At 71.3% G+C, this 25,625-nt stretch carries 27 protein-coding genes; 14 read left to right on the top strand and 13 right to left on the bottom strand.

Annotation, left to right across the window (positions count from 1 at the left end; translation table 11 throughout):
• The first annotated feature begins 33 nt into the window (after nucleotides 1-33).
• The 4 genes from ITJ40_RS11070 to ITJ40_RS11055 are packed head-to-tail and all read left to right on the top strand — an operon-like array spanning nucleotide 34 to nucleotide 2,786.
• The gene (locus tag ITJ40_RS11070) at nucleotides 34-501 is read left to right on the top strand and encodes a hypothetical protein (protein WP_194667125.1); all 468 of its coding nucleotides are present in this window, start codon (nucleotides 34-36) and stop codon (nucleotides 499-501) included.
• A complete protein-coding gene (locus ITJ40_RS11065; protein ID WP_370532038.1) occupies nucleotides 494-1,288 on the top strand; it encodes a zeta toxin family protein in 795 nt (264 codons plus the stop codon). The genes ITJ40_RS11070 and ITJ40_RS11065 overlap by 8 nt, the downstream gene beginning before the upstream one ends.
• Nucleotides 1,289-1,307: 19 nt before the next feature.
• Entirely contained in the window at nucleotides 1,308-1,763 is a 456-nt protein-coding gene (locus ITJ40_RS11060; protein WP_194667124.1) for a hypothetical protein, read from the top strand.
• 3 nt (nucleotides 1,764-1,766) lie between these two features.
• Complete coding sequence (locus ITJ40_RS11055) at nucleotides 1,767-2,786, top strand: zeta toxin family protein (RefSeq protein ID WP_370532037.1); 1,020 nt, start codon at nucleotides 1,767-1,769, stop codon at nucleotides 2,784-2,786.
• Here the strand turns inward: ITJ40_RS11055 and ITJ40_RS11050 are convergent.
• Nucleotides 2,783-3,298 carry a DUF2087 domain-containing protein gene (locus ITJ40_RS11050; protein WP_194667123.1) on the bottom strand — a complete coding sequence of 172 codons (516 nt, stop codon included), beginning with the start codon at nucleotides 3,296-3,298 and terminating at the stop codon, nucleotides 2,783-2,785. The two genes, ITJ40_RS11055 and ITJ40_RS11050, sit on opposite strands and share 4 nt — an antisense overlap.
• A gap of 56 nt (nucleotides 3,299-3,354) precedes the next feature.
• Here ITJ40_RS11050 and ITJ40_RS11045 point away from each other — a divergent pair, with 56 nt between their 5' ends.
• The 4 genes from ITJ40_RS11045 to ITJ40_RS11030 all read left to right on the top strand — a co-directional run bounded on the left by ITJ40_RS11045 (nucleotide 3,355) and on the right by ITJ40_RS11030 (nucleotide 5,494).
• On the top strand, nucleotides 3,355-3,495 hold the full coding sequence (locus ITJ40_RS11045) for a hypothetical protein (RefSeq protein WP_194667122.1): 141 nt from the start codon (nucleotides 3,355-3,357) through the stop codon (nucleotides 3,493-3,495).
• Nucleotides 3,496-3,637: 142 nt separating this feature from the next.
• Nucleotides 3,638-3,883, top strand: coding sequence for a hypothetical protein (locus ITJ40_RS11040; protein ID WP_194667121.1), 246 nt, complete (start codon nucleotides 3,638-3,640; stop codon nucleotides 3,881-3,883).
• 72 nt (nucleotides 3,884-3,955) lie between these two features.
• Nucleotides 3,956-5,299: a hypothetical protein gene (locus tag ITJ40_RS11035; protein WP_228512341.1), complete on the top strand. Its 1,344-nt coding sequence runs from the start codon at nucleotides 3,956-3,958 to the stop codon at nucleotides 5,297-5,299.
• A gap of 30 nt (nucleotides 5,300-5,329) precedes the next feature.
• Nucleotides 5,330-5,494 (top strand): hypothetical protein, encoded by a 165-nt coding sequence (locus ITJ40_RS11030; protein ID WP_194667119.1) that lies wholly within the window; start codon nucleotides 5,330-5,332, stop codon nucleotides 5,492-5,494.
• Between the two features lie 69 nt (nucleotides 5,495-5,563).
• Here the strand turns inward: ITJ40_RS11030 and ITJ40_RS11025 are convergent, their stop codons facing one another.
• The 7 genes from ITJ40_RS11025 to ITJ40_RS10995 all read right to left on the bottom strand — a co-directional run bounded on the left by ITJ40_RS11025 (nucleotide 5,564) and on the right by ITJ40_RS10995 (nucleotide 14,181).
• Complete coding sequence (locus tag ITJ40_RS11025; RefSeq protein ID WP_194667118.1) at nucleotides 5,564-5,755, bottom strand: DUF2795 domain-containing protein; 192 nt, start codon at nucleotides 5,753-5,755, stop codon at nucleotides 5,564-5,566.
• A gap of 92 nt (nucleotides 5,756-5,847) precedes the next feature.
• Nucleotides 5,848-7,395: a D-glycero-beta-D-manno-heptose 1-phosphate adenylyltransferase gene (gene rfaE2 / locus ITJ40_RS11020; protein WP_194667117.1), complete on the bottom strand. Its 1,548-nt coding sequence runs from the start codon at nucleotides 7,393-7,395 to the stop codon at nucleotides 5,848-5,850.
• Nucleotides 7,392-8,882 carry an aldehyde dehydrogenase family protein gene (locus ITJ40_RS11015; protein ID WP_194667116.1) on the bottom strand — a complete coding sequence of 497 codons (1,491 nt, stop codon included), beginning with the start codon at nucleotides 8,880-8,882 and terminating at the stop codon, nucleotides 7,392-7,394. The genes rfaE2 and ITJ40_RS11015 overlap by 4 nt, the downstream gene beginning before the upstream one ends.
• A gap of 107 nt (nucleotides 8,883-8,989) precedes the next feature.
• The gene (locus tag ITJ40_RS11010; RefSeq protein WP_194667115.1) at nucleotides 8,990-10,786 is read right to left on the bottom strand and encodes a beta-galactosidase family protein; all 1,797 of its coding nucleotides are present in this window, start codon (nucleotides 10,784-10,786) and stop codon (nucleotides 8,990-8,992) included.
• Between the two features lie 92 nt (nucleotides 10,787-10,878).
• Nucleotides 10,879-12,231, bottom strand: coding sequence for a sugar ABC transporter substrate-binding protein (locus ITJ40_RS11005; protein WP_194667114.1), 1,353 nt, complete (start codon nucleotides 12,229-12,231; stop codon nucleotides 10,879-10,881).
• A 55-nt stretch (nucleotides 12,232-12,286) separates the two neighbouring features.
• Nucleotides 12,287-13,237: a carbohydrate ABC transporter permease gene (locus ITJ40_RS11000; RefSeq protein WP_194634763.1), complete on the bottom strand. Its 951-nt coding sequence runs from the start codon at nucleotides 13,235-13,237 to the stop codon at nucleotides 12,287-12,289.
• Nucleotides 13,238-13,239: 2 nt separating this feature from the next.
• Nucleotides 13,240-14,181 carry a carbohydrate ABC transporter permease gene (locus ITJ40_RS10995; RefSeq protein ID WP_194667113.1) on the bottom strand — a complete coding sequence of 314 codons (942 nt, stop codon included), beginning with the start codon at nucleotides 14,179-14,181 and terminating at the stop codon, nucleotides 13,240-13,242.
• Nucleotides 14,182-14,291: 110 nt separating this feature from the next.
• On the opposite strand from ITJ40_RS10995, the gene ITJ40_RS10990 reads away from it, so the two are divergent.
• Nucleotides 14,292-15,362: a LacI family DNA-binding transcriptional regulator gene (locus tag ITJ40_RS10990; RefSeq protein WP_228512340.1), complete on the top strand. Its 1,071-nt coding sequence runs from the start codon at nucleotides 14,292-14,294 to the stop codon at nucleotides 15,360-15,362.
• A 10-nt stretch (nucleotides 15,363-15,372) separates the two neighbouring features.
• On the opposite strand, the gene ITJ40_RS10985 is transcribed toward ITJ40_RS10990, so the two are convergent.
• A complete protein-coding gene (locus ITJ40_RS10985; protein WP_194667111.1) occupies nucleotides 15,373-16,461 on the bottom strand; it encodes a hypothetical protein in 1,089 nt (362 codons plus the stop codon).
• A 229-nt stretch (nucleotides 16,462-16,690) separates the two neighbouring features.
• Here ITJ40_RS10985 and ITJ40_RS10980 point away from each other — a divergent pair, with 229 nt between their 5' ends.
• Nucleotides 16,691-17,827, top strand: coding sequence for a glycosyltransferase family 9 protein (locus tag ITJ40_RS10980; protein ID WP_194667110.1), 1,137 nt, complete (start codon nucleotides 16,691-16,693; stop codon nucleotides 17,825-17,827).
• 28 nt (nucleotides 17,828-17,855) lie between these two features.
• Here the strand turns inward: ITJ40_RS10980 and ITJ40_RS10975 are convergent, their stop codons facing one another.
• From ITJ40_RS10975 to ITJ40_RS10965, 3 genes are all read right to left on the bottom strand, one after another.
• Nucleotides 17,856-19,166: an alpha/beta hydrolase gene (locus ITJ40_RS10975; protein ID WP_194667109.1), complete on the bottom strand. Its 1,311-nt coding sequence runs from the start codon at nucleotides 19,164-19,166 to the stop codon at nucleotides 17,856-17,858.
• A gap of 126 nt (nucleotides 19,167-19,292) precedes the next feature.
• A complete protein-coding gene (locus ITJ40_RS10970; RefSeq protein ID WP_194667108.1) occupies nucleotides 19,293-20,660 on the bottom strand; it encodes a glycoside hydrolase family 26 protein in 1,368 nt (455 codons plus the stop codon).
• A gap of 111 nt (nucleotides 20,661-20,771) precedes the next feature.
• Nucleotides 20,772-21,788: a glycoside hydrolase family 26 protein gene (locus tag ITJ40_RS10965; RefSeq protein WP_194667107.1), complete on the bottom strand. Its 1,017-nt coding sequence runs from the start codon at nucleotides 21,786-21,788 to the stop codon at nucleotides 20,772-20,774.
• A 181-nt stretch (nucleotides 21,789-21,969) separates the two neighbouring features.
• Here ITJ40_RS10965 and ITJ40_RS10960 point away from each other — a divergent pair, with 181 nt between their 5' ends.
• The 4 genes from ITJ40_RS10960 to ITJ40_RS10945 all read left to right on the top strand — a co-directional run bounded on the left by ITJ40_RS10960 (nucleotide 21,970) and on the right by ITJ40_RS10945 (nucleotide 24,788).
• Nucleotides 21,970-22,581: a hypothetical protein gene (locus ITJ40_RS10960; protein WP_194667106.1), complete on the top strand. Its 612-nt coding sequence runs from the start codon at nucleotides 21,970-21,972 to the stop codon at nucleotides 22,579-22,581.
• Nucleotides 22,582-22,674: 93 nt separating this feature from the next.
• The gene (locus tag ITJ40_RS10955; RefSeq protein WP_194667105.1) at nucleotides 22,675-23,052 is read left to right on the top strand and encodes a hypothetical protein; all 378 of its coding nucleotides are present in this window, start codon (nucleotides 22,675-22,677) and stop codon (nucleotides 23,050-23,052) included.
• Between the two features lie 467 nt (nucleotides 23,053-23,519).
• On the top strand, nucleotides 23,520-24,362 hold the full coding sequence (locus tag ITJ40_RS10950) for a cutinase family protein (RefSeq protein WP_370532036.1): 843 nt from the start codon (nucleotides 23,520-23,522) through the stop codon (nucleotides 24,360-24,362).
• 75 nt (nucleotides 24,363-24,437) lie between these two features.
• Entirely contained in the window at nucleotides 24,438-24,788 is a 351-nt protein-coding gene (locus ITJ40_RS10945) for a hypothetical protein (RefSeq protein ID WP_194667103.1), read from the top strand.
• 77 nt (nucleotides 24,789-24,865) lie between these two features.
• Here the strand turns inward: ITJ40_RS10945 and ITJ40_RS10940 are convergent, their stop codons facing one another.
• A complete protein-coding gene (locus tag ITJ40_RS10940; protein ID WP_194667102.1) occupies nucleotides 24,866-25,585 on the bottom strand; it encodes an SDR family oxidoreductase in 720 nt (239 codons plus the stop codon).
• Nucleotides 25,586-25,625 lie beyond the last annotated feature (40 nt).

The following is a 25,625-nucleotide window of genomic DNA, read 5'->3' as shown; positions in this document are numbered from 1 at the left end:
TGGGATTCAAACGATGTGGTTGAGGAGGATGTGATGGGTCTGTTCGATGCGCCGGTGGAGGTGCGCCCGGCGGAGCGTGCGTTGCGCGTGCTGCGGCTGGTGGAGCTGGATTACCTGCGGGAGGTGCGTCGGCTCCTGGATTCCGGGTACGACGCGGCGAAGCTGACCCAGGATCTGGCGGTGTTCCAGCCTGCTGACCTGGATCGCATCGCCGCGGCCCGGGAGGTGCCGGTGCTGGTCGCGGGGTTCTCGGGGGCGACGCCCTATGAGATCTGCGAGCGGTATTCGGTGGGGATGCTGGATCGCGATCGGCTGGTGGATGAGCTGGTGCGGTTCCCGTACGTTCCGCGCGACCAGGTGGATGGGTATGACAATCTCGTCGTCAACCCGCCGGGGACATGGGCGGATGTGGAGAGGGCCAGCGGCAATGACCTGATCGGCATCGACATCTACGGCGAGGTGTTCGACCGCCGCAATGGCCAGGACGAGGCCGGTGTCTGACGAGGACGGCTCCACTCGCCTCGATGCGCTGAGGAGCTTCTCCGGCGAGGGGGGTCCCGTCGCATGGGATGCACCGACCTCATCCAAGAAGAATCCCCGCTGGCATGGGCGAGATGGCTACACGAGTAGCCGCAAGGCCTTGCACGAGCGGCTGCTGCGTGACTCGGTGGAGGAGGTCCCTGAACTGCGATCGGAGCGCCGGGCGATCGTGCAGGCGGGTCCGCCGGGTGCGGGCAAGACCTCGATCCGGGAAGACCTGTTGGGCGATGCGTCCAAGAGCTTCCTGGTCGTCGATGCCGACGAGTTCAAGACCCGCCTGTTGCGCGAGGCGGTCGCGGATGGCAGCTACGAGTCGTGGATCAAACCCGCTGCTGTTCGAGAGAGCGAGGCGGCCGGCGAGCGGTTCCACCCGATGGAGCTCTCTTCGCTCGTGCACGCGGAATCGGCTGACCTCGCCGACAGGCAGAGGACGGAGGCGATCCGATCGGGGAAGAACGTCATCATCGACACGGTCCTGAGCTCCGACACGAAGGCGCGGCAGATCATGGGCGAGCTGGAGCGGGCCGGGTACGACGTGCAGGTGGTGGACGTGGAGGTGCCGCGGGAGGTGTCGGAGGAGCGGATCCAGAAGCGGTGGCGTGAGGGGAACGAGCGGGCCGAGCGGGGCGAGGGACTCGGGGGCCGGTGGGTGCCGAGCGAGTTCGGGTCGCGGGTGCTGCCGGGGATCACGCGGGCGGTCGGGCCGGCCAGGTCGGCCGACGCGGCCCGTGGAGGGAGAGGCAGATGACGAGGAAGGTGATCGGTTCATGAGTGCAGGAGATGTTCCCGAGGAGGTCGCTCCGGCGGCGTCGGCGTTGTTGCGTTTCCGTCTGGCGGAGCTGGACTACCTGCGGGAGGTGCGGCGTGTTCTGGATGCCGGGCGTTCCGAGGAGCAGCTGGCGCGGGAGCTGCGCGTGTTCAAGCCCGAGGACCTCGCGCTGTTGCGTGCTGCGCGCGAGGTCAGCCTGCCGCTGGAGGGGTTCTCGGGGGCGTTGCCGTACGAGATCTGCGAGCGGTACGCGGCGGGGCTGCTGGATCGGGAGCGGCTGGTGGATGAGTTGGCGCGGTATCCGTACGTGCCGCTCGACACGACGACCCCCGGGGACGACCTCACCGTGGATCTGCCGGGCACCTGGTCGGAAGTGTCTCAGGCGCGGTGGGACGGATACATCGACGTGCTCGATTACGGCGAAGTCCGATCGCGTCGTCTCGGGAACAGCTGACTCGTGTTCAGCCACGCCGACGAGAGCAGGCTGGTGGCGTTGCGGGAGCTCTCCCGAACGGGCGGGCCGCTCAGCCCGGATGCCCCAACCGCGACGATCAACAACCCCATCTGGTGGGACAGTGCAGGCCCGACCGCGATTCGTGACGAATTGCATGAACGCCTGATCTCGGACGCGAGGTCGGCGGTACCCGACCTGAAGCAAGAGCGGCGCGCGATCTCGATGGCGGGACCACCGGGCGCGGGCAAGGGCTACGCACGGAAACAGCTCCTGGGGGAACGAGAGCGTCATTTCCTCATCATCGATGCCGACAATTTCACGGAGTCTCTTCTGCCGGAGGCCATTCGTGACGGTACTTACGACTCCGACATCGTGCCCGGCGCAGTACGTGATCATCCGCAGATCGGAGCGATCCAGCAGCCGTTGGAACTGGCCTCGCTCGTCCACGAGGAGTCGTCGTATCTGGCGAAGCGCTCGAGCTTCGAGTCGATCCGGGCCGGCGACAACGTGGTGATCGACACGGTATTGGGTTCGGCGGACAAGGCGCGGAGGATCTCGGCGCAGTTGGAGGCGGCGGGGTACGACGTGCAGGTGGTGGATGTGGAGGTGCCGTTCGAGGTGTCCGAGGCGCGGATCCGGCAGAGGTGGCTGGACGGCAACGAGGCGGCTCGACGGGGCGAAGGGCTCGGCGGTAGGTGGGTGCCGTCGGACTTCGCGCGCAACGTGTTCGATGGGCCGGACGGTCGGTCGCGGCCGGAGGCGAATGCGCGGATGGTGGCGGAAGAGTCTCCCGCTGTGTCGTGGTACCGGGTGTATCGGACGTCGGCGGAGCAAGCGGAAGTGAAGGCGGGGCCGACCCTGGAGACGGACATGTCACGGGCGACGCGGGGCGGGCCGCTGGTGCCGACGCGGTCGGGTCCGGCTGCTGAGGTGCCGCAGGCGCGGGTGCTGCCGGGGATCGCGCGCGCAGGTCGGACGACGCCAGGGCGAGCCGGACCAGCGCGCGTCGACCGCGGGCGCTAGTCCGGCTCGTCCGTCGTCGCCCTCGCGTACTCGGATCCCGAGCGGGTCCGCAGCACGAGCCCCGCGTCCACGAGGTGGCGGCGGAGTAGCGCGTGGTCGTCGGTGAGCCGCAGGAGGCGCTCCGTGAGGGCCTTCTCGTCGAGCACCTCGTCGGGGTCCAGCACCTGCGCGACGACGTGCCGCAACAGTTCGTCGAGGTCGGTGGGGCTCGCGGGCCACTGCGCGATGCGGCCGTCGCGGAGGAAGCGCTCGACGCCCTGGGCGGGCGGCGTCGCGGGCTGCTGGGCGAGGATCGCGCGGAAGACGGCGTCGGTCGCGGACGCGGTGCCGTCCTCCGCGACCACCACCAGCCCCGAGCCGGTGAGCGCCCGTGCGGCCTTCGTGCGGCGCGCGGGGGAGAGGTGCGCGAGGGCGTCGTCGAGGTCGGACCCGAGCACGACGCGGGCGTACGCGGCCCGCATCTCGGCGTCGGCGAGCACGGCGGCGAGGCGGCGCGGGTCGATGTGGTCCATGCCCCCATCCTGCCCGGCGCCTTCCCGCGCGCCGACCGCGCCGATACGGTCGGGACATGACCGTCCTCCGCATCCTCGGCCGCGTCCTCGCGCGCGTGATCCACGTGCTCGGCAAGATCCGCATGGTCGGCGACGGCCAGAACCCGGCGAACGGCGACCCGATGGGGTTCGAGAAGCCGCAGCAGTACCGGCCCTGACCGCGCGGCGGGCCGCGCCCCTCCTCCCGAGATGCGCCGCCGTCGGGCTCTGCACTGTCGGCGCCCCGGCGCGCGGCCGTGTCGGGCGTCGCCCCTAGCGTCGTGCAGGCGGGGGGAGGTCTTCCCGCGGGGATGGGGATCCATGGCAAGCATCGACGCACGGCTCGAGGTGGTCGCGCTCAGCCCGACCGAGTGGCGGGTGTGCGACGCGCGCATCGCCGCCTCCGACGCCACCCGGCTCATCGCGTACGCGCAACGGCGCGGCGGCCGGGTCGAGCTCATGCGGATGCGGCCGGTGCCGGGCTTGTGTGACTGGTTCGGAAGCCTCGACGACGCGCTCGCGGCCGTCGCGGCCGAGCTGCCGAGGAAGCACGTGCTCGTCGCATGACTTCTCGACCTCATGCAGATCCGCGTCCCGCCTCACGGAGACGCGTCATGGAGAGACGAAGTGGAGCCTCTGATGGCACATGATCGAAACCTCATCGACGTTCCGGAGGCCACGGTCGTGCTCCTCTCACGGCCGTTGGAATGGCGTACGAGGGTCGTTGAGGAGATCCTCGTCGATTCGGCGACCTCCTGTCTGCGGCGCAGGTCGCTGCAGGCGGCACCTCTCCGGTCGCTGCTGGCAGAGTTCGTCGACGGGGGCGACACGCATGCGCTCGTGGCGATTAACGTCGCGCCTGTCCCTCGCGGCCCCCTCGTGGACTTCGACATCGAAGGACCTCTCGGAGAAGCATGGCTGCTGCCGCGCGTCGAGATCGGCCGCCGGCAGGCTCTCTACATCGCGACGCTCTCGCACGCGTGCGGCCACGAGGTCTCCGATGGACTCCTCGAATTGATCACCGCGATCTTGGGCTTCACCGGGGAGTGGTTCGCGGAGGGACGGGTCGCCGACCTCGAGGAATACCTCGACGTGGGTCTGGACAACCGTCCTTCGCACGAGGCCGTCGCTCAGTGGCGCGCCATCGGCGAGGCCTGTCGTGAGATCCTGCGCCCCCGCGTGGACGCCTTCGACAGGTACTCGGCCCCGGAGAATCCCGCGATCGTCCTCCCGGAGCTCTTCGCGAACGGCGTCGTGAGCACGGAGGCGGACGCAACGGCCGTGCTCGGCGAGTACCGGGCGATGCTGGAGCATGCCGAGGAGCGCGCTGATGACGAGACGCCTGACGAAGCAGTCGACCTCCTGGTGAGCCTCGCCGACTACGGGAATGACTTCGACTTGATCGTCGGCATGCGCGTCCCGCTCGACGAACCCTTCCTGATCAAGTACTCCGAGCGCCGCGATCTCCGCCTCTCCCTCCTGCGAGGATCGGGTTCGCAGAAGTTGGTCATCGCGGATGCCCAGACGAACCACTTCACCTTCCGGGTCACGGACCCCAACGTGAGGATCTCCCACTTCGCGGCACGACAGATCGCGTCGAAGGCGTACGCCTACGGGGCATTCCAATCCCGCGAGGACGGGCAGAGCCGAGCGGTGTACGCGCATGACCCTGACAGGGATTACAGAATCCGACTGACGTTCCGTCTCGCGTTCCTCCGGAGGTTGCAGGTCATTCCCTACCTCGCCTTCGTCCTGCTCGCACTGCTCACCCTCGCCCTCGTCCACGAGGCGCCGACGCAGCTCAAGGACCTCGCGCTGATCGTCGGTCCGTCGGCCTTGGCGGCCTCCGTGCTCCTGGCACGCGAGCCTTCGACGCTGGGTTCGCGGCTGAGGTTCGTGTCCTCGGGGCTGCTGTTCCTGGCACTCCTATCCCAACTGGGAGTCGCCGTAGGTCTCTACCTCGGGGTGCTGCCTCGTGCCTAGGATGAACGCACCGATGTCGAAGGAGTCATGATGGCGAAGAACACGGGACGGGGAACCCGTCAGGGAGCCGTGACGGGACGTTCTCAGGTCAGGGGCGCGAGCGGGACCTGGATCAAGCGCGACACCTCCACCGGCAGGTTCCTGGAGGCCAAGAAGACCGGCGGGAGCTTCAAGGGCATCAGGACGGAGAAGTAGCGACCGCACACAACCGAACGGCCCCGGCTCTCCGAGGAGAGCCGGGGCCGTCGCGTCGCGCGGCGTGGATCAGCTCGCGTCGGAGACCGCCTGGTTGATCGCGGTGGGCGCGTCGTACTCCTTGTCGGCGATGCCGCGGAGCGCGTCGAGGGTGTCGGAGTCGGCGCCCGACTCCTCCGCCTTCGTCACGATCGCGTCCTTCGACGCCGGGTAGTCGAGGCCGCTGAGGTGCTTCTGGAGCTCGATGGGGTTGATGGCCACGGGGTGTCCTCTCGTCGGTGGATGCGGGCTGCGTCGCCTGCCCGTCGAGTCGACTCCCGAGGTCGAGCAGTGAGGAGGGGGACCGGCGCGATCTACGGGGAGCCGTCAGGATCCGCAGGTGCGGCGGGCTGCGCGGGCGCCGAGGTGGCGGTCCCCGCCGGCCGAGAGAAGCCGGGGTCGGGCGCCGACGCGCGGATCCGGTCCACCATCGAGCTCGTCGACTGCGACGGCACGTACCCGAGGATCGACACCTCGCCGCCGTACGCGCGCACGACCGCGGTCTCGTCGAGCATCTCGGGCGTGTAGTCGCCGCCCTTCGCGTAGACGTCGGGCCGCACCGCCTCGAGCAGCGGGATGGGGGTGTCGGTGTCGAACACGGTGATCACGTCGACGCAGGAGAGCTCGGCCAGCACGCCCGCGCGGTCCTCGGCCGTATTCACCGGCCGGTCGGATCCCTTCAGCCGCCGCACCGAGTCGTCGCTGTTGAGCGCGACCACGAGCACGTCGCCGAGGCGCTTGGCCTGGCGGAGGTACGTGGTGTGGCCGCGGTGCAGCACGTCGAAGCAGCCGTTGGTGAAGACGATCCGGCGGCCCGCGGCGCGCTCGCCCGCCACGAGGTCCACGAGCTCGGCCTGCGAGACGGTGCGCGAGCGCGTCTCGCCGAGGTGGTCGGCGAGGGTCGTGGCGGAGCAGACGGAGGTGCCGGGGAGGCGCACGACCACGTCGGCCGCGGCCTGCGCGAAGTCGGCGGCGACCGGGAGCGGGAGGCCCACGGCGCGCGCGAGCGTCAGGGCGGCGACGAACGTGTCGCCCGCGCCCGACGCCTGCTTCTCGGGCACCGGGTGCGCGCGCGTGCGGTACGGCTCGCCCGCCCCGAGCACGACGGTGCCGTCGCGGTCGAGCGTGACGACGGCGGTCGCGGATCCGGCGGCGGCGAGCACGGCGTCGGCGAGCGACGCGACGACCGCGGCCCGGTCCTCGTCGCGCGCGAGCGGCCGGTCGACGAGGCGCCCGGCCTCGCCCGCGTTCGGGGTGATGAGGTCGGGGCGGAGCGGTGCCCAGATGGCGGGATCGTGCGCGTCGACCACCGTGAGGCCGGGCCGGCTCGCGCGCGCGGCGAGCGACTCGAGCACCACGCCGTGCAGCGTGCCGGTGCCGTAGTCGGAGACGATCTCGGCGTCGACGCCCGCGGTCGCCTCGAGGGCGGCGCGGGCGAGGGCGCGCGCGTCGTCGCGGTGCACGGATCCGCGGTGCACGTCGTCGACCCGCACGATCACCTGGTCGTCGCCCACGATGCGCGTCTTGGTGGTGGTGCGCAGGCGCGGCGAGTGCACGAGGCCGGACACGTCGACGCCGGCTGCCAGCAGCAGGTCACGCACGCGGTCGCCCGCGGCGTCCTGGCCGACGAGGCCGACCATCCGCACGGTGCCGCCGAGGCTCGCGAGGTTCACGGCCGTGTTCGCGGCGCCGCCGAGCGACTGGATCCGCTCGGTCACGTCGACGACGGGCGCCGGCGCCTCGCGGGTCATGCGGTCGCTGTGGCCGCGCCACCACTCGTCGAGGATGACGTCGCCGATGACCGTGACCGTCGGCCGGCGCTCGGCGAGGAGGCCGATGATCCCGCGCAGCTCGCTGGTCATCGCGCGTCGCCCGCGTCGATGCTCACGGAACCGGAGGCGTCCTCGGCCGGGGTGACCGCGCCCGCGTCGAGCACCGGCAGCCCGAGGTGCACGACGGTCGTGGTGCTCATCTCGTCGAGCAGCTCGGGGCCGTAGCCGAAGCCGGATCCGCTGCGGCCGCGGGGCTGGGCGGCGCCGCCGGGTGCGCCGCCGAAGACGCCGTTGACCTTGATCGTGCCGACGGGCAGCTCGGCGGCGGCGCGCTGCGCGTGCTCCATCGATGCCGTGAGCACGCTCGCGGCGAGCCCGTAGCGGTCGTCGGATGCGCGGGCGAGCGCCTCGTCGAAGTCGGTGACCACGCGCACGGCCGCGACCGGGCCGAACGTCTCGGCTGTCATCACGGTCATGTCGTCGGTGCAGTCGACGAGCACGGTGGCCGGGTAGCGGGATCCGGGGCCGTCGGGCACGTGCCCGCCGACGAGCGCGCGGGCGCCCTCGGTGAGCGCCTCCGCGACCTGCTCGTGCACGGCGTCGCGCATGCGCCCGTCGACCAGCGGGCCGAGGTCGCCGGAGGAGTTCCAGCGCTCGGCCTCCGCGACGAGCGCGGCGGTGAAGCGGTCGGCGATGTCGCGGTGCACGTAGATCCGCTCGACCGAGGTGCAGATCTGGCCGGCGTTGGCGAAGGATCCGAGGGCGGCCTGCGCGGCGGCCCACGCGGGATCCACGCCGGCGTCGACGAGCAGCGGGTCGTTGCCGCCGTTCTCGCGGATGACGTGGGTGGGCGTCCCGGCGGCGCGGCGCGCGATGGCCTCGCCTGCTGCGGTGGATCCGACGTGCGCGACCACGCGCGTGTCCTCGTGCGCGACCAGCCGGTCGCCGACGTCGCCGCCGCCGACCACGGAGACGAGCACGCCGTCGGGCAGGGCCTCGGCGAGGATCCGGCCGAGCAGCTCCCCGGTGTGCGGGCAGCGCTCGCTGGGCTTGTGGACCACGGTGTTGCCCATCACGAGCGCGGCGCCGATGATCCCCGCGGCGACCGCGACGGGATCGTTCCACGGCGTGAGCGCGACCGTGACTCCGCGCGGCCGCGGCACCGAGAAGTCGACGTTCGGGAGCGTGCCGAGGAGTGACCGCCCGCGGTGCACGGGCCCGAGCTCGGAGTACTGCAGCAGCGTGTCGACGCCCGCGCCGACGCCCCCCAGCGCGTCGCCGTGCGGCTTGCCGGTCTCGCGGACGTTGAGCTCCGCGAGCTCCTCCGCGTGCTCGGCGAGCGCGTGGGCCGCCCGGCGCACGGCCTGGCCGCGCTGCGCGGGCGGCATCGCGGCCCACGCGGCGGACGCGGCGATCGACCGGCGCACCGCGGCGTCGACCTCGTCGGGCGTGGACGCGTCGATGTCGCCGACGACCGAGCCGTCACGCGGATCCGTGATCCGCAGCGTCCCGGGTCCGGCCTCGGCATCCGCGGGGTCGATGAGGCCGTCGATGTCGAGTGCGGTGTCGGTGGTCACGGGTCTCCTCGCGGGGTCGGCGGCCCGCGGGGATGCGCGGGCGGATGGCGCTCGCGCGCCCACCCGGCCCGTACCCACTTCCCCCGTCCCTCACACGGAGGCGCGGATCACGACTCCAGGTGCCCCAGCTCCGGCTGCGCCAGGAACGCCACGACCGGATCCGCCGCCGCGCCCGTCTCGAACACGACCAGGTCGTTGCGGCCCGCGCGCAGCTGCGCCCCCGGCACGTAGAGCGTGTGCTGCGGCCCGCGGGTCCAGTAGCGGCCGAGCGCGAAGCCGTTGACGAACGCGACGCCCTTGCCCCACGAGCGCGTGTCGAGGAAGAGGTCGGCGGGTGCGTCCATCTCGAAGGACGCGTGCGCGAGCACCGGGCCGTCGAGGAAGGCGACCGGCTCCGCGCCGGAGGCCACGGCGAACGACGCGGCCGAGGATACCGCCGCCGCCATCGCGCCCAGCTCGAGCGGCAGGCTCTCCCACCCGGTGAGCTCGGCGCCGTCGAGCGTCGCGGGCCCGATCAGCCCCTTCGCCTCGCCGATCCGCACGCCGTAGTTCACGCGCCCCTGGTCCTCCACGAGCACCTCGAGGATCCGGCCGGGCGGCACCGCGATGGCCGTCTCGTGCTGGTCGCGCTGGATCACGCCGACGCGCACGCCGTCCACCGACACGACGGCCCGGTCGCGCACCTCGCCGAACGCGAGCACACGCGTGCGCGTCGACTCCGGCAGCTCCACCCGGTGCAGCGCGAACCCGCGGAAGACGCCGAGCTGGTCCATCGACGGCACGGCGTCCGTCGCGCGCCAGCCCGCGGGATCCGCCACGAGGTCCGCGAGCGGCACGGCCGCGTCGAACGCGACCTCGAACGCGGGCGCGTCACCGCGCGCCGCGGGCACCTCGTCGGGCACGGTCCGGTAGCGCGCGATCACGTCGCGGAAGGCGAAGAACTTCGCTGTGGGGGATCCGGTCTCGTCGAGCGGGGCGTCGTAGTCGTACGAGGTGACGTGCGACTGGTAGGTGCCCTTGTGGTTGGCGCCGTTCGTGAAGCCGAAGTTCGTGCCGCCGTGGAACATGTAGATGTTCACGCTCGCGCCCGCGGCGAGCAGCGCGTCGAGCTCGGCGGCGGCGTCCACGGCCGAGGTCGTGTGGTGGTGCTCGCCCCAGTGGTCGAACCAGCCGTCCCAGAACTCGCTGCACATGAGCGGGCCGGTGGGCTGGTGGCGGCGCAGGGTCGCGAGGCGCTCGGTGGCGCGCGAGCCGAAGGATCCCGTGCGGTGCAGCTCGTCGAGGCTGCCGCGGGAGAGCATCTCGTCGGTCGGCTGGTCGACGGTCGTGAGCGGCACGATGATGCCGGACTCGCGCGTGAGGTCGACGAGGTGGCGGAGGTAGTCGGCGTCGTCGCCGTAGGCGCCGTACTCGTTCTCGATCTGCACGAGGATCACGGGCCCGCCGTGGTCGATCTGCCGCGGCGCGACGATCTCGTACACGCGGCGGAGGAACTCGTCGACGGCGGCCAGGTACAGCGGCTCGCTGCGGCGGACGCCCACCGCGGGATCCTCGAACAGCCAGCCGGGCAGCCCGCCGCCGTCCCACTCGGCGCAGATGTACGGGCCGGGCCGCACGATCGCGTGCATGCCCTCCGCGTGCACCAGGTCGAGGAAGCGGCCGAGGTCCAGCCCGGCGCTCGTGTCGAACGCGCCGCGCTCGGGCGAGTGCGCGTTCCAGGCGACGTACGTCTCGATGGTGTCGAGCCCCATCAGGCGCGCCTTGCGGATCCGGTCGGCCCACTGGTCGGGGTGCACGCGGAAGTAGTGGAGCGCGCCGGCGATGACGCGGTGCGGGCGGCCGTCGAGCTCGAAGTCGTCGGCGCCGATGCGGAAGCGGGTGCTGGTGGCGGGGAGGCCGGGCATGTGTCGTGTCCTCAGGAGTGCGGGTGGCAGGGGAGAGGGGAGGCGCGACTCGCGTCGCACCTCCCCTCGGGTCGTCCAGGTCGTGCTGGTCGCTACTTCACGTCGACGGTGAAGCCCTGCTGCTTGCCGTACTCGGCAGCCGCCTTGCCCCACGCCTCGAGGACGGGGTCGAGCGAGGTGCCGTTGGCGTACGCCGACGAGGCCGAGTCGCTGAAGATGCTGTTCGTGTAGACCTGGAAGGGCAGGTACTGCCAGTCCGGGACGACGTCCTTCGACGCCGCGCTGAGCACCTCGTTGATCTTCTGGCCGCCGAAGTACTCGGGGGTCTCGCCCAGGAACTCGGGGCTGTTCAGATCCGCGGTGGTGGAGGGGAAGCCGCCGGCGTCGAAGGAGATCTTGCGACCCTCCTCGTTCGCGGTGGTGAACTTCGCGAACTCCGCCGCGACGAGCTTGTTGGTCGACTGCTGCATGACGGCGATGGAGGATCCGCCGCTCTCCGCGGTCGCGGTGTCACCCGCGGTGTACTGCGGCATGGGGGCGACGCGCCACTGGCCGGAGCCCGCGGTGGCCTGCGCCTCGAGGTTGCCGGGCATCCAGGCGCCGGTGATCAGCGTCGCGATGGATCCGTCGCCGAGGCCCCGGAACCACTCGTCGGTCCAGCCGGGGGTCTGGGCGAGCGAGCCGTTGGCGACGAGCTGGTTCCACATGGCCGTGTACTTCTTGGCGCCCGCGTCCTGCATGTCGATCGTGACCTTGTCGCCGTCGACCTTGTAGGGGTGGCCGCCGGCCTGCCAGATCATGCTCGTGGTGAAGCCGGCGTCGCCGGAGTCGCTGGTGATGTACTGGTTCGGGTCGGCGGCGTGCATCTTCTCCGCGGCGGCCACGTACTCGTCCCACGTGGTGGGGACGGCGATCTGGTACTTGTCGAAGATGTCCTGGCGGTAGAACATCGCCATGGGGCCCGAGTCCTGCGGCAGCGCGTAGAGGGCGTCGCCCTCGGTGACCGCGTTCCAGGTGGACGCCGTGAACTGGTCCTTGAGGTCCGTGTAGCCGTAGCCCGAGAGGTCGGCGAGGGACTTGCCGAGCGCGAACTGCGGGATCGCGAAGTACTCGATCTGCGCCACGTCGGGAGCGCCCTTGCCCGCCTTGATGGCGTTCTGGAGCTTCGTGTACTGGTCGGCGCCGGTGCCGACGTTCTGCACGTCGACCGTGATCTTCGGGTGCTCCTTCTCGAACGCCTCGGCGATCGGCTTGATCGCGGGGGCCCAGCCCCAGACGGTGATGGAGGACTGCGTGTCGAGGGCCTTCGCGAGGTCGTCGGCGGAGGCGGAGTCGGCGCTGGCGCCGCCCGATCCGGACGAGCACGCCGCGAGCGAGCCCGCGAGGACGATGCCGAGGCCGAGCGCGATGGCGCGCTTCGCCCGGCGGGGGAACGAGATGGACATGGTGGTGCCTTTCACTTCTTCGTGGTGGTGAGGGTCGTGCGGGGTGGGTCGGGGACTACGCCTTGACGCCGCCGGCCGAGAGGCCGGACTGCCAGTAGCGCTGGAGGAAGAGGAACGCGATCACGATGGGGATGATCGCGAGGAACGATCCCGTGATGACGAGGTTGTAGATCGGCTGGCCGCCCACGGTGGTGGACTGCGCGTTCCACTGGTTGAGCCCCACGGTGAGGGGGTACCAGCGGGAGTCGCTCAGCATGATCAGCGGGAGGAAGTAGTTGTTCCAGGTCGCGACGATCGAGAACAGCAGCACCGTGATGAGGCCGGGGCTGAGGAGCCGCAGGCTGATCGTGAAGAAGGTGCGGATCTCGCTCGACCCGTCGATCCGGGCCGCCTCGAGGATCTCCTCGGGCACCGAGTCGACCGCGTAGGTCCAGATGAGGTACAGCCCGAAGGGGCTGATGAGCGACGGCAGGATGATCGCCCACGGGGTGTTCGTGAGGCCCATCTGGCTGAAGAGCAGGAAGGTCGGCACCGCGAGGGCCGTGCCGGGGATCGCGACGGCGCCGAGCACGACCGCGAACACGATCTTCTTGCCGGGGAAGTCGAACTTCGCCAGGCCGTAGCCCGCGAGGGTGGCGAGCAGCGTCGCGCCGCCCGCGCCGACGACCACGTAGATCAGCGTGTTGCCGAGCCAGCGGACGAACTCGCCGTTGCCGTAGGTCAGCACGCCCTGGATGTTGTCCCACAGCGCGAAGTCGCCCGAGAACCAGAGGCCGAACGAGCTGAACAGCGCGTCCTGCGTCTTGGTCGAGTTGACCAGGAGCCAGAACAGGGGGAGCACGGAGTAGATGAGCAGCAGCGCCATGACGAGCGTGAGCACGATGCTGCGGCGCTCGCGGGGGGCGCCGGCGCTCTTGCGGCGCTTGGGCGTCTTGTCCGCCGGGGCGTCGCGGACGGGGGTGCCGGCGTCGGGCGCGGCGAGGGGGGTTCCGGTGAGGGTCGACACGGTCAGCTGTCCTTCCGGGTGCCGACGAGCTGCACCACGTAGGCGACCACCATCGTCAGGACGCCCATGATGATCGCGATGGCGGCGGAGTAGTTGAACTGCTGTCCCGCGAAGGACAGGTTGTACGCGTACATGTTCGGGGTGAAGTACGAGCTGATCGCGTTCGGCGCCAGCGTCTGCAGGATGTTCGGCTCGTTGAAGAGCTGGAAGCTGCCGATGATGGAGAAGATCACGCCGATGACGAGCGCGCCGCGGATGGCGGGGAGCTTGATGCCCGTGATGATGCGGAAGGGACCTGCGCCGTCGAGCTCGGCGGCCTCGTAGAGGTCGGGCGAGATGACGCGGAGGGCCGCGTAGAACAGCAGCATGTTGTAGCCGACGAACTCCCACGTGACGATGTTGCCGATCGACGCGAGGATCCAGCTCTGCGAGAGCAGGTCGGGCAGGTCCCAGCCGGTGGCCTGCTCGATGTTCCCGACGAGGCCGAAGCGGTTGCCGTAGATGAAGCCCCACATGAGCGCCGCGACGACCGCGGGGACGGCGTAGGGCAGGAAGATCGAGATGCGGAAGAACGCGGTGAAGTGCAGCCGCGCCGAGTCGAGGGCCAGCGCCGCGAACAGGGCGATGAACAGCATGATCGGCACCTGCACCACGAGGAACAGCGCGACACGGCCGAGCGCGTCCCAGAAGTTCGGGTCGTCGAGCGCCTGCGTGTAGTTGGCGATGCCGACGAACGAGTTGCCGCCGATCATCCGCTCCTGGAACGGGCTGAGGTAGATGGAGTAGCCGACCGGTGCGATGAGGACGACGAGGAAGACCACGAGGAACGGGGCGACGAAGCCCAGCCCGGTCCAGCGTCGCCGATCGCGTCGCATCGGGGGACCGCTGGGGCGGGCCGCGTCGGGCGCCGTCGGCCGGGCGGCCGAGGTCGACATCGTCGTCATGTGCTTCCACTTCGTCGGGGGATCGCGGCGCTCCTAGCCCATGGGGGGTGGGCTGTCACCCACCTCGTGAGGATTGGGTGTTTGCGCAAACATCTGTGATGCTCGCAACCATGACATCTCCACCGTCGGCCGTCAAGTCGGGCGGCCGGCGCGCGCCGGGCGGCCGCACCGTGTCGATGGCCGACGTCGCCGCGCACGCCGGCGTGTCCGCCCAGACGGTGTCGCGGGTGTCCAACGGCGCGCAGAACGTGGAGGCCTCGACCCGGCAGCGGGTGATGGACGCGATGGCCGAGCTCGGCTACCGGCCGAACAGCGCCGCGCGGGCCCTGAAGACCGGCCGCTTCCGCAGCATCGGCATCATCATGTTCACGCTCTCCACGCTCGGGAACATGCGCACGCTCGACGCGATCGTCACGGCCGCGTCCGGCGCCGGGTACACGATCACGCTCATGCCGGTGCCGCATCCGACCGAGGGCGAGGTGGCCGGGGCGTTCAGCCGGCTGCAGGAGGAGGCGGTCGACGGGGTCGTGATCATCATCGAGGCGCACATGCTCGACCGGGCCGACGTGATCATCCCCGTGGGGCTGCCCGTCGTGATCATCGACTCCGACGCGGGCGACCCGTTCGTCGTCGTCGACACCGACCAGGAGCAGGGCACGCGGCTCGTGACCCAGCACCTGCTGGATCTCGGGCACACCGCGATCGTGCACGTCGCCGGGCCGTCCACCTCCTACTCCGCGGCGAGGCGGGCGGCCGAGTGGCGCGCGACCATGCTCGACGCGGGGCTCGCCCCCGAGGATCCGGCGCAGGGCGACTGGACCACGGCGTCGGGCTACCGCATCGGCACGGAGCTCGGGCAGCGCGCCGACATCACGGGCATCGTCGCCGCGAACGACCAGATGGCGCTCGGGATCATGCACGCGCTGCACGAGCTCGGCCGCGACGTGCCGCGCGACATCAGCGTGGTGGGCTTCGACGACACCGAGGAGTCGAGCTCCTTCTGGCCGCCGCTGACGACCGTGCACCAGGACTTCACCGAGATCGGCCGCCGCTCCATGCAGGTGCTGCTCGAGATGCTCGACGGGCGCGAGCCCTCGGGTGACCGCATCGTGCCGACGCGGCTCGTGGTGCGCGAGAGCGCGGCGGCGCCGCGGGCCGGCGCGCGGCCGGCCCGCGGCTGACGCCTCCGGGTCAGGTCCGCGTCAGGACGCGGGGCGTCGTGCGGGCGGCCGACGGCGGCAGGGGCTTCCCCGGCGCGATGGTCCCGGTCGTGGCGATGAACGTGTTGCCGCCCTCGAAGAGCGCGTAGGTGTCCCCGGCCGAGTCGAGGTGGATCGCGATGGGGTTGTTCGAGTGGTCGAACCGGCAGCCCTCGACGATGACCCGGCCGCCGCTGCCGACCTCGATGGCGGCGTACTGCTCGGATCCGGCCTGCGTGTTGTCGAAGGTGACGCGCTTGACGTCCACGTCGCCGCGGAGCAGCGGCCGGCCCCGGACGAGCGGGCCGATGTGGTCGTCCACCAGGTTCACGTGGAGGTGGCCGGTGACGGCGTAGCTGTCCTGCGCGTTGGTGCCCACGAGGATCCCGAGGCGCTCGGACGCGAGCGGCTGCAGTCCGAAGCCCCAGTCCCACTCGATGCTCGGGTCGATGTCCGCGTATGCGCGCGAGTACGAGAACGTGCTGTTGGAGATGGTGACGTCGTCGGCGCCGCGGGTGACGGACATGAGGTCGTCGGTGGTGTCGTAGGCGACGATGTGGTCGATCGTCACGTGCGCGGCGCCGCGCACGCTGACGGCCTCGTAGTTGACCCCGACGCCGTAGGGCCTCGTCGCGGCACCCGTGAGCGCGACGAGGTCCTGGATGCGGCCGTGCATGGTGAGGTCGCGCACCGTCACGTCGTGGAGGGCGCCCGCGTAGGTGAGGTCGAAGATCCGCAGCTGGATGTTCACGAGCTCCACCGTCGGGGTGGCGCCCTCGATGACGGTGCCGCTCGATGCCGCGTCGAGCACGTCGACGTAGACGGGCGAGGTGCCGCCGTAGAGCGAGGTGGTGATCACGATGTGGTGCGCGTGCTGGGCGATGGCGTCGCGCAGGGCGTCGACGCTCGCGACGCGGGTGGTCGGACCGGCGCCGGTCGCCGCGGAGCCCGACGTGACGGCGGCGCGGGCGGTGGTCGTCGCGGGCGCGGCGGCGGTCGCGGGGGCGGCCGGGCCGGTGCCCGTCAGCGCGGCGAGCAGGAGCGTGCCGACGAGTGCGGCGGGAAGGGGGCGGATGCGCATGGGCACCTCTCGGCAGGGCGCCGGCATCCGAGGAGGCCGGCGCGGGATCGGGAGCCGGGCGTCCGTCGGACGGGCCGACCTCGCCGATCAGACGATCGTCTGACGGGTCACGGTATCGCCGGATCGCTCGCCGGCAGGCCGGGTCCTCACAGGCCTCGCGGCGCCCGTGTTTCGAGCGGGCCGCTGGGGGGAACCGGATGAGTACCCGCCCGACCGAACTGGAGGCCCCGTGCCCGTCGTCGCCCCGCTCCACGAGAGATTCCCCGACGTCCGCTCCATCGCCGTGCTGCGCGGCGGCGGGCTCGGCGACCTGATCTTCGCGCTGCCCGCGATGGCGGCGCTGCGGGCCGCGTACCCGGGCGCGCGGATCACGCTGCTCGGCACGCCGCTGCATCACGCGCTCCTCGCCGGGCGTACCGGCGGGCCCGACGAGGTCGAGGTGCTGCCGGTCGCGCACGGGGTGCGGGACGTGCCGGGGACGGATCCCGACCCGGAGGAGATCGAGGCGTTCGCGGCCCGCATGCGCGCGCGCCGCTTCGACCTGGCGGTGCAGGTGCACGGCGGCGGCCGCAACTCCAACCCGTTCCTGCTGCGGCTGGGCGCGCGCCACACCGTGGGCACCGCGACCGACGACGCCGAGCGGCTCGAGCGCGTGATCCCGTACGTCTACTACCAGCACGAGGTGCTGCGCGGGCTCGAGGTCGCGGGGCTCGCGGGCGCGCCCGTCGCCGACCTGGAGCCGGTCGTCGAGGTGACGGACGCCGAGCGGGCCGCGGCGGCCGAGCGCGTGACGGGCGCGCCGGGCGGGCTCCTCGTGATCCACCCGGGCGCCACCGATCCGCGCCGCCGCTGGCCGGTGGAGTCGTTCGCGGAGGTCGCGCGCCGGGCCGCCGCCGACGACGCGGAGGTGGTCGTCGTGGGCGACGCGACGGACGCCGCGGACGCCGACCGCATCGTCGTGCTCGGCCGGGAGGGGCTGCCCGCGGAGCAAGCCGGGCGGATCGCCTCGCTCGCCGACTCCCTCACCCTCGGCGAGCTGGCGGGCATCTTCGCGCACGCCGACGTGGTGCTCGGCAACGACAGCGGCCCGCGCCACCTCGCGCAGGCGGTCGGCGCGCGCACGGTCGGCGTGTTCTGGTTCGGCAACGTCGTGAACGCGGCGGCGTTCGGGCGCACGCGGCACCGGATCCACATCGGCTGGACCACGCGCTGCCCGGTCTGCGGCGTCGACGTGACCCAGGTCGGCTGGACCGCCGAGCGCTGCGCGCACGACCCGTCGCACGTCGCCGAGGTGCGCGTCGACGACGTGCACGCGGACGTGGAGCAGCTGCGGCGGGCGTCGCGGGCGGAGCGCGTGCCGGCCTAGGCCCGCGCACCGTCGCGGGCGGAGCGGATCAGCCCGCCGGGTCGAGTCGCGCCGTCGCGTGCGGCGTCGTCGCGATCGCCGCGTTCCGCAGCGACTCCGTTCCCGCGTCGAGGTAGCCGTACGTCTTCTCGTGCGCGGCGAACTCGGCGGCGCGCTCCGCCGGATCCCGGATGGTCGTCCAGGCGCGCGAGTCCGGGTCGTCGTTCCACCGCGAATGCAGGACGGGCGCGTGCGTCGTGACGGGGAGGAGGCCGCGCGCGGGATCCCCGTCGACGGAGATGACGGTGGCGCCGAAGCCGGGGGCGCGCGGATCCTGCCGGGAGAGCCGGCCCCACACCGCCTCGTCGTCGTCCGCCGCCTCGCCCGCGTAGACGTGCCGGGCGTGCAGGTCGCGCGCGTCGTCGATGCCGTCCTCCACGCCGGCCGAGCCGAGCATGACGAACGAGTCGACGCCGAGGTCGCGGGCGGCGAGCGCGTCGGCGGCCATGGTGGATCCGTAGGAGTGCGCGATGACGTTCACGCTCGCGAGGTCGCCACCGTGCCGTGCCGCCTGCAGGCCGGCGATCTCGCTCGCGAGCATCGGGGCGCCGCGCTCCGCGTAATCGCCGAGCGTCGCGTCCACGCCGGGCGGCGGCGTGCGGTAGCCGATCCACGCGACCACGGCGTGCGCGGCCGGCGCGCCGACCGACGCCTGCGCGTCGAACACGTTCTGCGCGGTCTCGGTCCAGAGCTGCATGTCGTCGGTGTAGGTGCCCATCCCGGGCACCGTGAAGGTGACCTGGCGCGCGGTGTCGAGGTCGCCGACCGCGATGGCCGCGAGCGGCGGATCCCCGTGGCTCAGCGTCACGAGCCAGCGCTTCGGTTCCGCGCCCCCGCCCGGGCGGGCCTCCGGCTCGAGCGCGTCGCGGATCGCGGTGAGGGCGGTGAGGCGGTCGCGCGCGTCGGCGTCGCCGGGGTGGGCGGCGACCGCCTCCCGCTCCGTGCGCAGCTCGATGCGCAGCTGCCGTCGGTTGGCGGCGTCGCGGGATGCGTAGTCGACCCCGTCGAGGTTGCCGACGAGCTCGGGCGAGCGGCGGATCAGCGCGCGCTGGTGCTTCCTGTCCTTCGCGGCCCACCACGAGACGACGCGCTCGGGCGACGCGTCCATCACCTGCAGCTCGAGGGCCGGGTGCGCCTGGATCATGCGCTGGGCCTGCGTCTGGGTGAGGGCGGCGTAGCGGTCGAGCTGCGCGAAGCCCCCCTCGACGCCGGATCCGGGCGGGGCCGGCAGGATCACGAGGCCGACGAGCACGGCGGCGAGGGCGAGCGCGGTCTCGCGCCGCCGGTGGGCTCGGGTCACCACCGCCTCCTCATGATGTGCGCCGTCGTCGGGTCGGCAGGCGCGGATCCGAGCGTAAGCCGTGCTCTCCTCGTGGCGCCCCTGCGCGAGCTGGGCGCCGACTGTGCGCGACCCGGATGCGTGGGATCAGCCGCGCCGGAGCGCGAGCGCGTCGCGGAGGGCGGCGGCGGAGGAGGCCGAGCTGTCGATCCGCCAGTCCTCCTCCTTCCTGAAGTCGAACCACACGAAGCCGAGCACGTCGGGCTGCGCCTGCAGGTACGCGACGAGGGCGCGGTCCCAGTCGGCCTTGGATCCGCCGGTCTCGCTCGACGCGACCTCGCCGACGATGAGCGGCTTCCCGGGCGCGACCGCGCGGAGCTGCGCGATGCCGGGGCCGAAGAGGTCGGCGGGCGCGGTCCAGCGCTGGCCGGCGGTGGCGCCCCAGTTGTAGCCGTCGAGCGAGACGACGTCGACCTGGTCGCTGCCGGGGTAGAGGGAGGCGAGGTCGGTGGATCCCGGATACGGCACGTTCGGGCTCCACACCCACTTCACGTTCGTGGCGCCCTGCGCGACCACGAGGTCGTGCACGTGCTTCCACGCCTGGACGTAGGAGCCGGGCGCGTTGCCGTTGACGCCGTCCGACCACGGGTACCAGTTGCCGTTCATCTCGTGGCCGTAGCGGAGGTAGACGGTCTTGCCGTACTTCGCGAGGTCGGCGCCCCACGAGCGGATGTAGGCGTCCTGGTCCCCGGCGATGATGCGCGCGTTCGAGTAGCCGGGCTGGCTCGTGCCCGCGCCCCCCTGCCACGGCTCCCAGGTGAGGAGGCTGTCGGCGCCGCGCGCGGCCACGCTCTGCAGGCCCGCGATGGGCGCCGGGTGCGTGAAGTCGACGTGGCTCATCACGATGGAGGGGCTCTCGCCGAGGGTCGTCGCCGCGGCGTCGAGCTCGCCGTTCGCCGTCGGTCCGCCGGGCGTGGAGAGGCCGAGGCGCAGGCGGGCGGAGCTGATGGCGGGGGCGGTGGATGCGGCGGGCGCGGCCGTGGAGGTCGCCGGGGCCGGAGCGGGCGAGGACGCGGGCGCGCTCGTGGTCGCCGGTGCCGGTGCCGGTGCCGAGGAGCGCGCGGATCCGGTCGCCTTCGCCGCGGTGACGGTGAAGGCGGCGCCGGCCGAGCGCGTGCCGGACGTCGCGGTGATCCGGATGGTGGAGAGCGAGGTGCGGGGGATCGTGATCGCCGTGGTGAGGCGGCCCGTCGCGGTGGTCGTGATCCGCGTCGTGGTCGAGCCGACGGCGATGACCGCGGCCTTCGCGGCGGGGAACCCCGTGCCGGTGACCGTCACGGGCGTGCCGACCGGGCCGGAGGCGATGGAGAGGACGATCGCGGCGGGTGCCGGGGGCACGGCCTGCACGGAGGCGGCGCGGGCCGTGACCGCCGGGGCGACGAGCACGGTGGCCGTCACGACCGCCGGTGCGACGGCGGTGACGACAGCGCATTTCAAGCGGCGACGAGTGGGCATGGCGATAGGGTCCTTCCCCCGATGGATGTATGCGAGCGTATGTTCTTGGGTCGCCCTCGTCCACCGGATGTCCGTCTAGGGACGGAATCCGGTGGCGGGCTCAGGCGCTTGTCAGACGCGGCGGGCGGCGAGCGCGTCGCGGATGGCGGTGGCGGAGGACGCGGAGCTGCCGATGCGCCAGTCCGCCTCCTTGTCCATGTCGAACCAGACGAAGGCCACCACGTCGGGCTGGTCCTGGAGGAACCGGACGAGGTCCGTGTCCCAGCCGGCCTTGGATCCGCCCACCTCGGACGACGCGGTCTCCGCGATGATGATCGGCTTGCCCGCCGCGACGGCGCGCAGCCGCTCGAGGCCGAAGCTGAAGAGGAGCGACGGCGACACCCAGGTGCGGCCGGCGACGCCGGTGCCCCAGTTGTAGCCGTCGAGCCCGACGACGTCGACGTACGCGGCGCCCGGGTAGAGGCCGGCGAGCAGGGTGGATCCGGTGTACGGCACGTTCGGGGTCCACACCCACTTGACGTTGGTCGCGCCCTGGGCGACGACCACGTCGTGCACGTGCTTCCACGCGGCGACGTAGGAGCCCGCCGCGTTGCCGTTGACGCCGTCGGCCCACGGGTACCAGTCGCCGTTCATCTCGTGCGCGTAGCGGAGGGAGACGGGGCCGCCCCACTTCGCGAGGGCTGCACCCCACTCGCGGAGGTAGGCGTCGTGGTCGCCCGCGACGATGCTCGCGTTCGAGAAGCCGGGCTGGTCGACGCCGGCTCCCGCCTTCCACGGCTCCCAGGTGAGGAGGCTCTCGGCGCCGCGAGCGCGGACGTCGTCGAGGGCGGTGATGGGCGGCGCCTGCGTGAAGTCGGCGTAGGAGAGCACGATGCTCGGGCTCTCACCGACCTGCGTCGCGACCTTGTCGAGCTCGCTGCTGTCGGTCGGACCGCCGGGAGTGGCGACGCCGAAGCGGAGCCGGGCGTCGGAGACGGTCGGAGCGGCGGATGATGCGCCGGCGACGGTGGGGGCCGGGCCGCTGGTCGCGGCGTTGGCGGGGGATGCTGCGGTGAGGATCCCGGCGGTGAGTGCGAGTCCCAAGAGGAGGGTGGTCGCGGTGCGGATGGGGCGGGGGTCGTGCTTCATGTTTTCCAATTTTCTGCGGATGTCCGCTCCCAGGAAGCTATCCCGCGCTCCCCAGGGATCCCCGGCCGATGTCCGCTCACGGCCGGACGGTCAGGTGATGGGCGGGTGGGGATCCGCGGGCCCGCGCGGTGGCCGCGCGCCGCCGTGGGAGCGTGGGACCCATCCGACCCGAGGAGCGTGCATGACCACGTACCCGTACGAGTCGCAGTGGGGCGACCTCGCGTGCAACGCGCCGCTCCTCGAGCGCGGCGAGAGCCCGGCCGGGTTCTTCGACTGGCGCACCGAGGGCTACCCGTCGGAGGCCGAGTACGTCTTCTGGGCCCGGCACGTGTGCGGGCTGGCGGGGCTGCGCTCGGTGCTCCGGGCGTGGATCCCGTCGGCCGGTGCCCTGCCGATGCACGAGCTGATCGCGCGGGCCGTCGCACGCGGCGCCCTCACGCGCGACGGCGACGCGGTCGGCGGGCTGTACTACCGGCCTTTCGCGGAGTGGGTGTGCGACGACTTCGGGATCGAGGCGGTCGTGCACCCTCGGATCGCCGTGCCGGAGCTCCTCGCCGAGGTCGGCGCGGGGCGGGTGGTGCTCGCGTCGGTGTCGTCGGAGATCCGCTACCCGGAGCGGCCGCCGACCCGGCGCGGCGGGCACCTCGTGCTGGTGCACGCGTTCGACGGGGAGACGGCGACGTTCCACAACCCGTCGGGCATCGGATCCACGGCGGCGGATGCGCGCCTCGGCGTGGGGGAGTTCGCGCGGTTCTCGGCCGAGCGCGGCGTGACGCTGGTGCGGCCGGGTTGAGGCGTGAGCGCAAGGCCCTTCTGCTGAGGGTACGGCCGCCGATAGCGTCGGGGGATCGACGGGCGCAGCGTGCGCCCGGATCAGGGGGATCCGATGAGCGAGCAGCAGACCGTCCGCCGCCCGAGCGCCGCCGGGCCCGTGCCGACGAGGCCGCCGTACGACGCGCGGCGCGCGATGGTCCTGCTCGTCGTCGAGTGGGTGCTCGGATTCGCGGGGCTCGTCGCCATGGTGCTCGTGAGCTGGCTGCCGGACCACTGTGGGGCCTCGGGTGCGTGCGACTTCTCCCTCGATCAGGCGGCGTCGCGACTCTGGGTGGTCGGGACCATCGCGGTCCTCGTGCTGTCGACCGTCGCCACCGTCGTCTGCCGCACCCGCCGCGTGCCGGCGACCTGGGTGCCGGTCACGGGCATCGCGCTCATCCTCGCGATCAACGTCGCGGTGCAGATCATGACCGGCATCGCCACCCGCTGATCCCTCGGGACGACACGAGCCCGGCCCCGCGCGATGCGGGGCCGGGCTGTTGCTTGCAATCGAGGGCGTGCGCCGATGAAGGTCTCCGCGTCACGTCACGTCGTCTACGTCGTCGCCTCGCGCAACGCGTGCGTCAGTCAATATCAGGGTTGCGAGGCAAGTGCAATGATTTCTAATTCTGTTGGCGGAGAAATGCGATTGGCCGATAGCTTGGCGTCGGAGTTCCCTTCTTCGAAGGTGAGATGCGGCGACGCACTGCTGGTCTCCCGCCGAACGAGGCGAACAGAATGCCTGTGCTGTCAATGAACGTCGAGGCGGCATCTGGGTTCGTGTCAGCTACCGTCAGCGCTGATGCGTGGCGACTGGGTGCGGTGCCCGAGGGTCGACCAGGGGCGCCTGCTCGCCTGTAGGAGAGGTATTCCGCCGATCGGAGGCAATGGTGTGCCCGGTAGGCGCTATGAATCAATATGCATACGATGAGGGGTGGGTGCATGACTTTTCCAAATAGCATCGCGAGGTGGTCTTCGCGGAGAACTGCGGGTATTCTCTTCGTTTCCAGTGTCGTAGGGGTTCTGGTGCTGTCGGGATACTCTCCCGCGATCGCTAGTGAGTCGGACCAGCGGTGCGGTGTGGCCACTTTGATTGCAGTTCGTGGTTCGTACGACGGTCAAGCTGGCAGCGGGACAGGGGCGACGCCGTATGTATATGCTCACGGCACGGGGGGGCAAGGCGATATGATGGCAGAATTGATAACAGCGTTCGCCGTCGAGCAGAACATCCCTGTATATATCGAGGCACTCAGGTATCCAGCGGTCATCTATCCCGATCTGACCGACGATGGATACATCGAGAGTGAGAGGGATGGCGTCATAGCCCTCCGCGGAGAGATAAACTCATTGGCTGCCGACTGCCCTGACACGACCATCCAGTTGGCCGGGTACTCGCAGGGCGCCCACATAATTGGTGACGTGTTGTCTGATCGAACTCAACTTTCAGTCGTGGCAAGGCAAAACCTTGACGGCGTCGTTCTCTTCGGAGATCCGGCCTACAGGGCTGGGGAACCGTGGGATGACTCCGGGAACGGGGGCGGCGACGGGCGATTCGCAAGAGGAAAAGGCGAGCTCAATGCCTGGGACAGGACTTCCACGACTAGCGCCACCCCAGTGACGATGATCCATTCCTGGTGCGTCCCCGACGACTTGTTCTGTCAGTCGGGGACCTCAGCGGCCGCCCATCAGTCGTACGGGAACGCCTCAACGCAATTGTATGCGTTCGAGTTCCTTCGCAGCTTCTTGACCACGGCGGATTAGTGTTGGAGCTCCGATGGCCATGCGACGAGGTCGAGGGTGCGACGGTGATACGGAACCAGGACGAAGGAACTATTAATGCCGGCATCCAGTAATGCGAGTGCACGCGCGCGGCCGTACGGGTCGACCGTCCTGCTGCTCGTCTCGGAAATCGTTCTTGCGACAATCGCCTACATCAACAACATCGCATTTAGCGGGCTGCTCGGCGTCTGTGGGTATCATGACTCCGATTGTGATTACGACCTAGCGGACTTCGGATACAGATTCGGTGCATTCGGAATTCCCTCGGTTGCCGTGCTCAGCACGGTGGTGACGATCGTCTTCATCGCTCGACGACAGCCCAGCCGGAGGATCCCGATCGCGGGGATGGTCCTCACCATCGGTGTGGCCGCCGCCGCGCTTGTGATGACGGGCGTGTCCATCGGTTGAGCTACTACACGAGCCCGGCCCCGCGCGATGCGGGGCCGGGCTCGTCTCGTGCGCGGAGGATGCGGATCAGCCGCGGATCACGGCCAGCTGTCCTCGAGCTCATGCGTGATCACGAGCTCGCGGATCTCGCAGCCGCGCGGCTGGCCGAGGATGAACATCACGCTGTCGGCGACGGCGGCCGGGTCGTTGAGGTTCGCGTCGGAGCCGGGCTTGTACTTCGGGTCGCGGTCGTCGAAGAAGTGCGTCTTCATGCCGGACGGGATCAGCGTGGTCACGCCGACCTCGCCCTTCGTCTCGGCGGCCAGCGCCCGCGTGAAGCCGAGCACGCCGAACTTGGACGCGCAGTAGGCGGTCGCGTCGGAGACGGCCTTGATGGCGAGCGACGACGCGACGGTGACGACGCGGCCGTGCGACTCGGTGAGGAACGGCAGCGCCGCGCGGACGACGGCGACCGTGCCCATGAGGTTCACGCCGATGACCTTCTCCCACTCGGTGGGGGCGACGTCGACGAGGCGGCCGCAGCGGTCGATGCCCGCGGCGGTGACGACGGCATCCAGCCCGCCGTGCGCCTGGGCGATCTCGGTGACGAGCGCCTCGGTGGCGCGGGTGTCGGAGACGTCGATGCGGTGCGCCTCCATGCCGGTGACGCTCGAGGTGTCGAGGTCGAGCACGATGGGCTCGCCGCCGGCCGCGACGACCGCCTGCGCGACCGCGGCGCCGAGCCCGGACGCGCCTCCGGTGATGAGGACGCGGCCGGTGCCGGGGCGGGCGTCGGCGGGGCGGGGGGAGTCGGTCATGGGTGTTCCTTCCGTGGAGCGGATCGCGCCCGTTCGGCGC

It is taken from the genome of Clavibacter sp. VKM Ac-2872, assembly GCF_015351105.1.
Taxonomy (GTDB): domain Bacteria; phylum Actinomycetota; class Actinomycetes; order Actinomycetales; family Microbacteriaceae; genus Clavibacter.
The sequence above is the reverse complement of the archived record's forward strand: the minus strand, read 5'-3'. Positions and strand labels throughout refer to the sequence as shown.

Excerpts from the sequence above, each read along its gene's own strand:
- ITJ40_RS10960 (WP_194667106.1), top strand. The coding sequence starts at position 21,970 with ATGACCACGTACCCGTACGAGTCGCAGTGGGGCGACCTCGCGTGCAAC.
- ITJ40_RS10940 (WP_194667102.1), bottom strand. The coding sequence starts at position 25,585 with ATGACCGACTCCCCCCGCCCCGCCGACGCCCGCCCCGGCACCGGCCGC.
- ITJ40_RS10970 (WP_194667108.1), bottom strand. The coding sequence starts at position 20,660 with ATGCCCACTCGTCGCCGCTTGAAATGCGCTGTCGTCACCGCCGTCGCA.
- ITJ40_RS11035 (WP_228512341.1), top strand. The coding sequence starts at position 3,956 with ATGGCACATGATCGAAACCTCATCGACGTTCCGGAGGCCACGGTCGTG.
- ITJ40_RS10985 (WP_194667111.1), bottom strand. The coding sequence starts at position 16,461 with ATGCGCATCCGCCCCCTTCCCGCCGCACTCGTCGGCACGCTCCTGCTC.
- ITJ40_RS11005 (WP_194667114.1), bottom strand. The coding sequence starts at position 12,231 with ATGTCCATCTCGTTCCCCCGCCGGGCGAAGCGCGCCATCGCGCTCGGC.
- ITJ40_RS10950 (WP_370532036.1), top strand. The coding sequence starts at position 23,520 with ATGCATACGATGAGGGGTGGGTGCATGACTTTTCCAAATAGCATCGCG.
- ITJ40_RS10955 (WP_194667105.1), top strand. The coding sequence starts at position 22,675 with ATGAGCGAGCAGCAGACCGTCCGCCGCCCGAGCGCCGCCGGGCCCGTG.
- ITJ40_RS11050 (WP_194667123.1), bottom strand. The coding sequence starts at position 3,298 with ATGGACCACATCGACCCGCGCCGCCTCGCCGCCGTGCTCGCCGACGCC.
- ITJ40_RS11060 (WP_194667124.1), top strand. The coding sequence starts at position 1,308 with ATGAGTGCAGGAGATGTTCCCGAGGAGGTCGCTCCGGCGGCGTCGGCG.
- ITJ40_RS11040 (WP_194667121.1), top strand. The coding sequence starts at position 3,638 with ATGGCAAGCATCGACGCACGGCTCGAGGTGGTCGCGCTCAGCCCGACC.
- ITJ40_RS10965 (WP_194667107.1), bottom strand. The coding sequence starts at position 21,788 with ATGAAGCACGACCCCCGCCCCATCCGCACCGCGACCACCCTCCTCTTG.
- ITJ40_RS11030 (WP_194667119.1), top strand. The coding sequence starts at position 5,330 with ATGGCGAAGAACACGGGACGGGGAACCCGTCAGGGAGCCGTGACGGGA.
- ITJ40_RS10945 (WP_194667103.1), top strand. The coding sequence starts at position 24,438 with ATGCCGGCATCCAGTAATGCGAGTGCACGCGCGCGGCCGTACGGGTCG.
- ITJ40_RS11070 (WP_194667125.1), top strand. The coding sequence starts at position 34 with ATGGGTCTGTTCGATGCGCCGGTGGAGGTGCGCCCGGCGGAGCGTGCG.
- ITJ40_RS10995 (WP_194667113.1), bottom strand. The coding sequence starts at position 14,181 with ATGACGACGATGTCGACCTCGGCCGCCCGGCCGACGGCGCCCGACGCG.
- ITJ40_RS11010 (WP_194667115.1), bottom strand. The coding sequence starts at position 10,786 with ATGCCCGGCCTCCCCGCCACCAGCACCCGCTTCCGCATCGGCGCCGAC.
- ITJ40_RS11045 (WP_194667122.1), top strand. The coding sequence starts at position 3,355 with ATGACCGTCCTCCGCATCCTCGGCCGCGTCCTCGCGCGCGTGATCCAC.
- ITJ40_RS10990 (WP_228512340.1), top strand. The coding sequence starts at position 14,292 with ATGACATCTCCACCGTCGGCCGTCAAGTCGGGCGGCCGGCGCGCGCCG.
- rfaE2 (WP_194667117.1), bottom strand. The coding sequence starts at position 7,395 with ATGACCAGCGAGCTGCGCGGGATCATCGGCCTCCTCGCCGAGCGCCGG.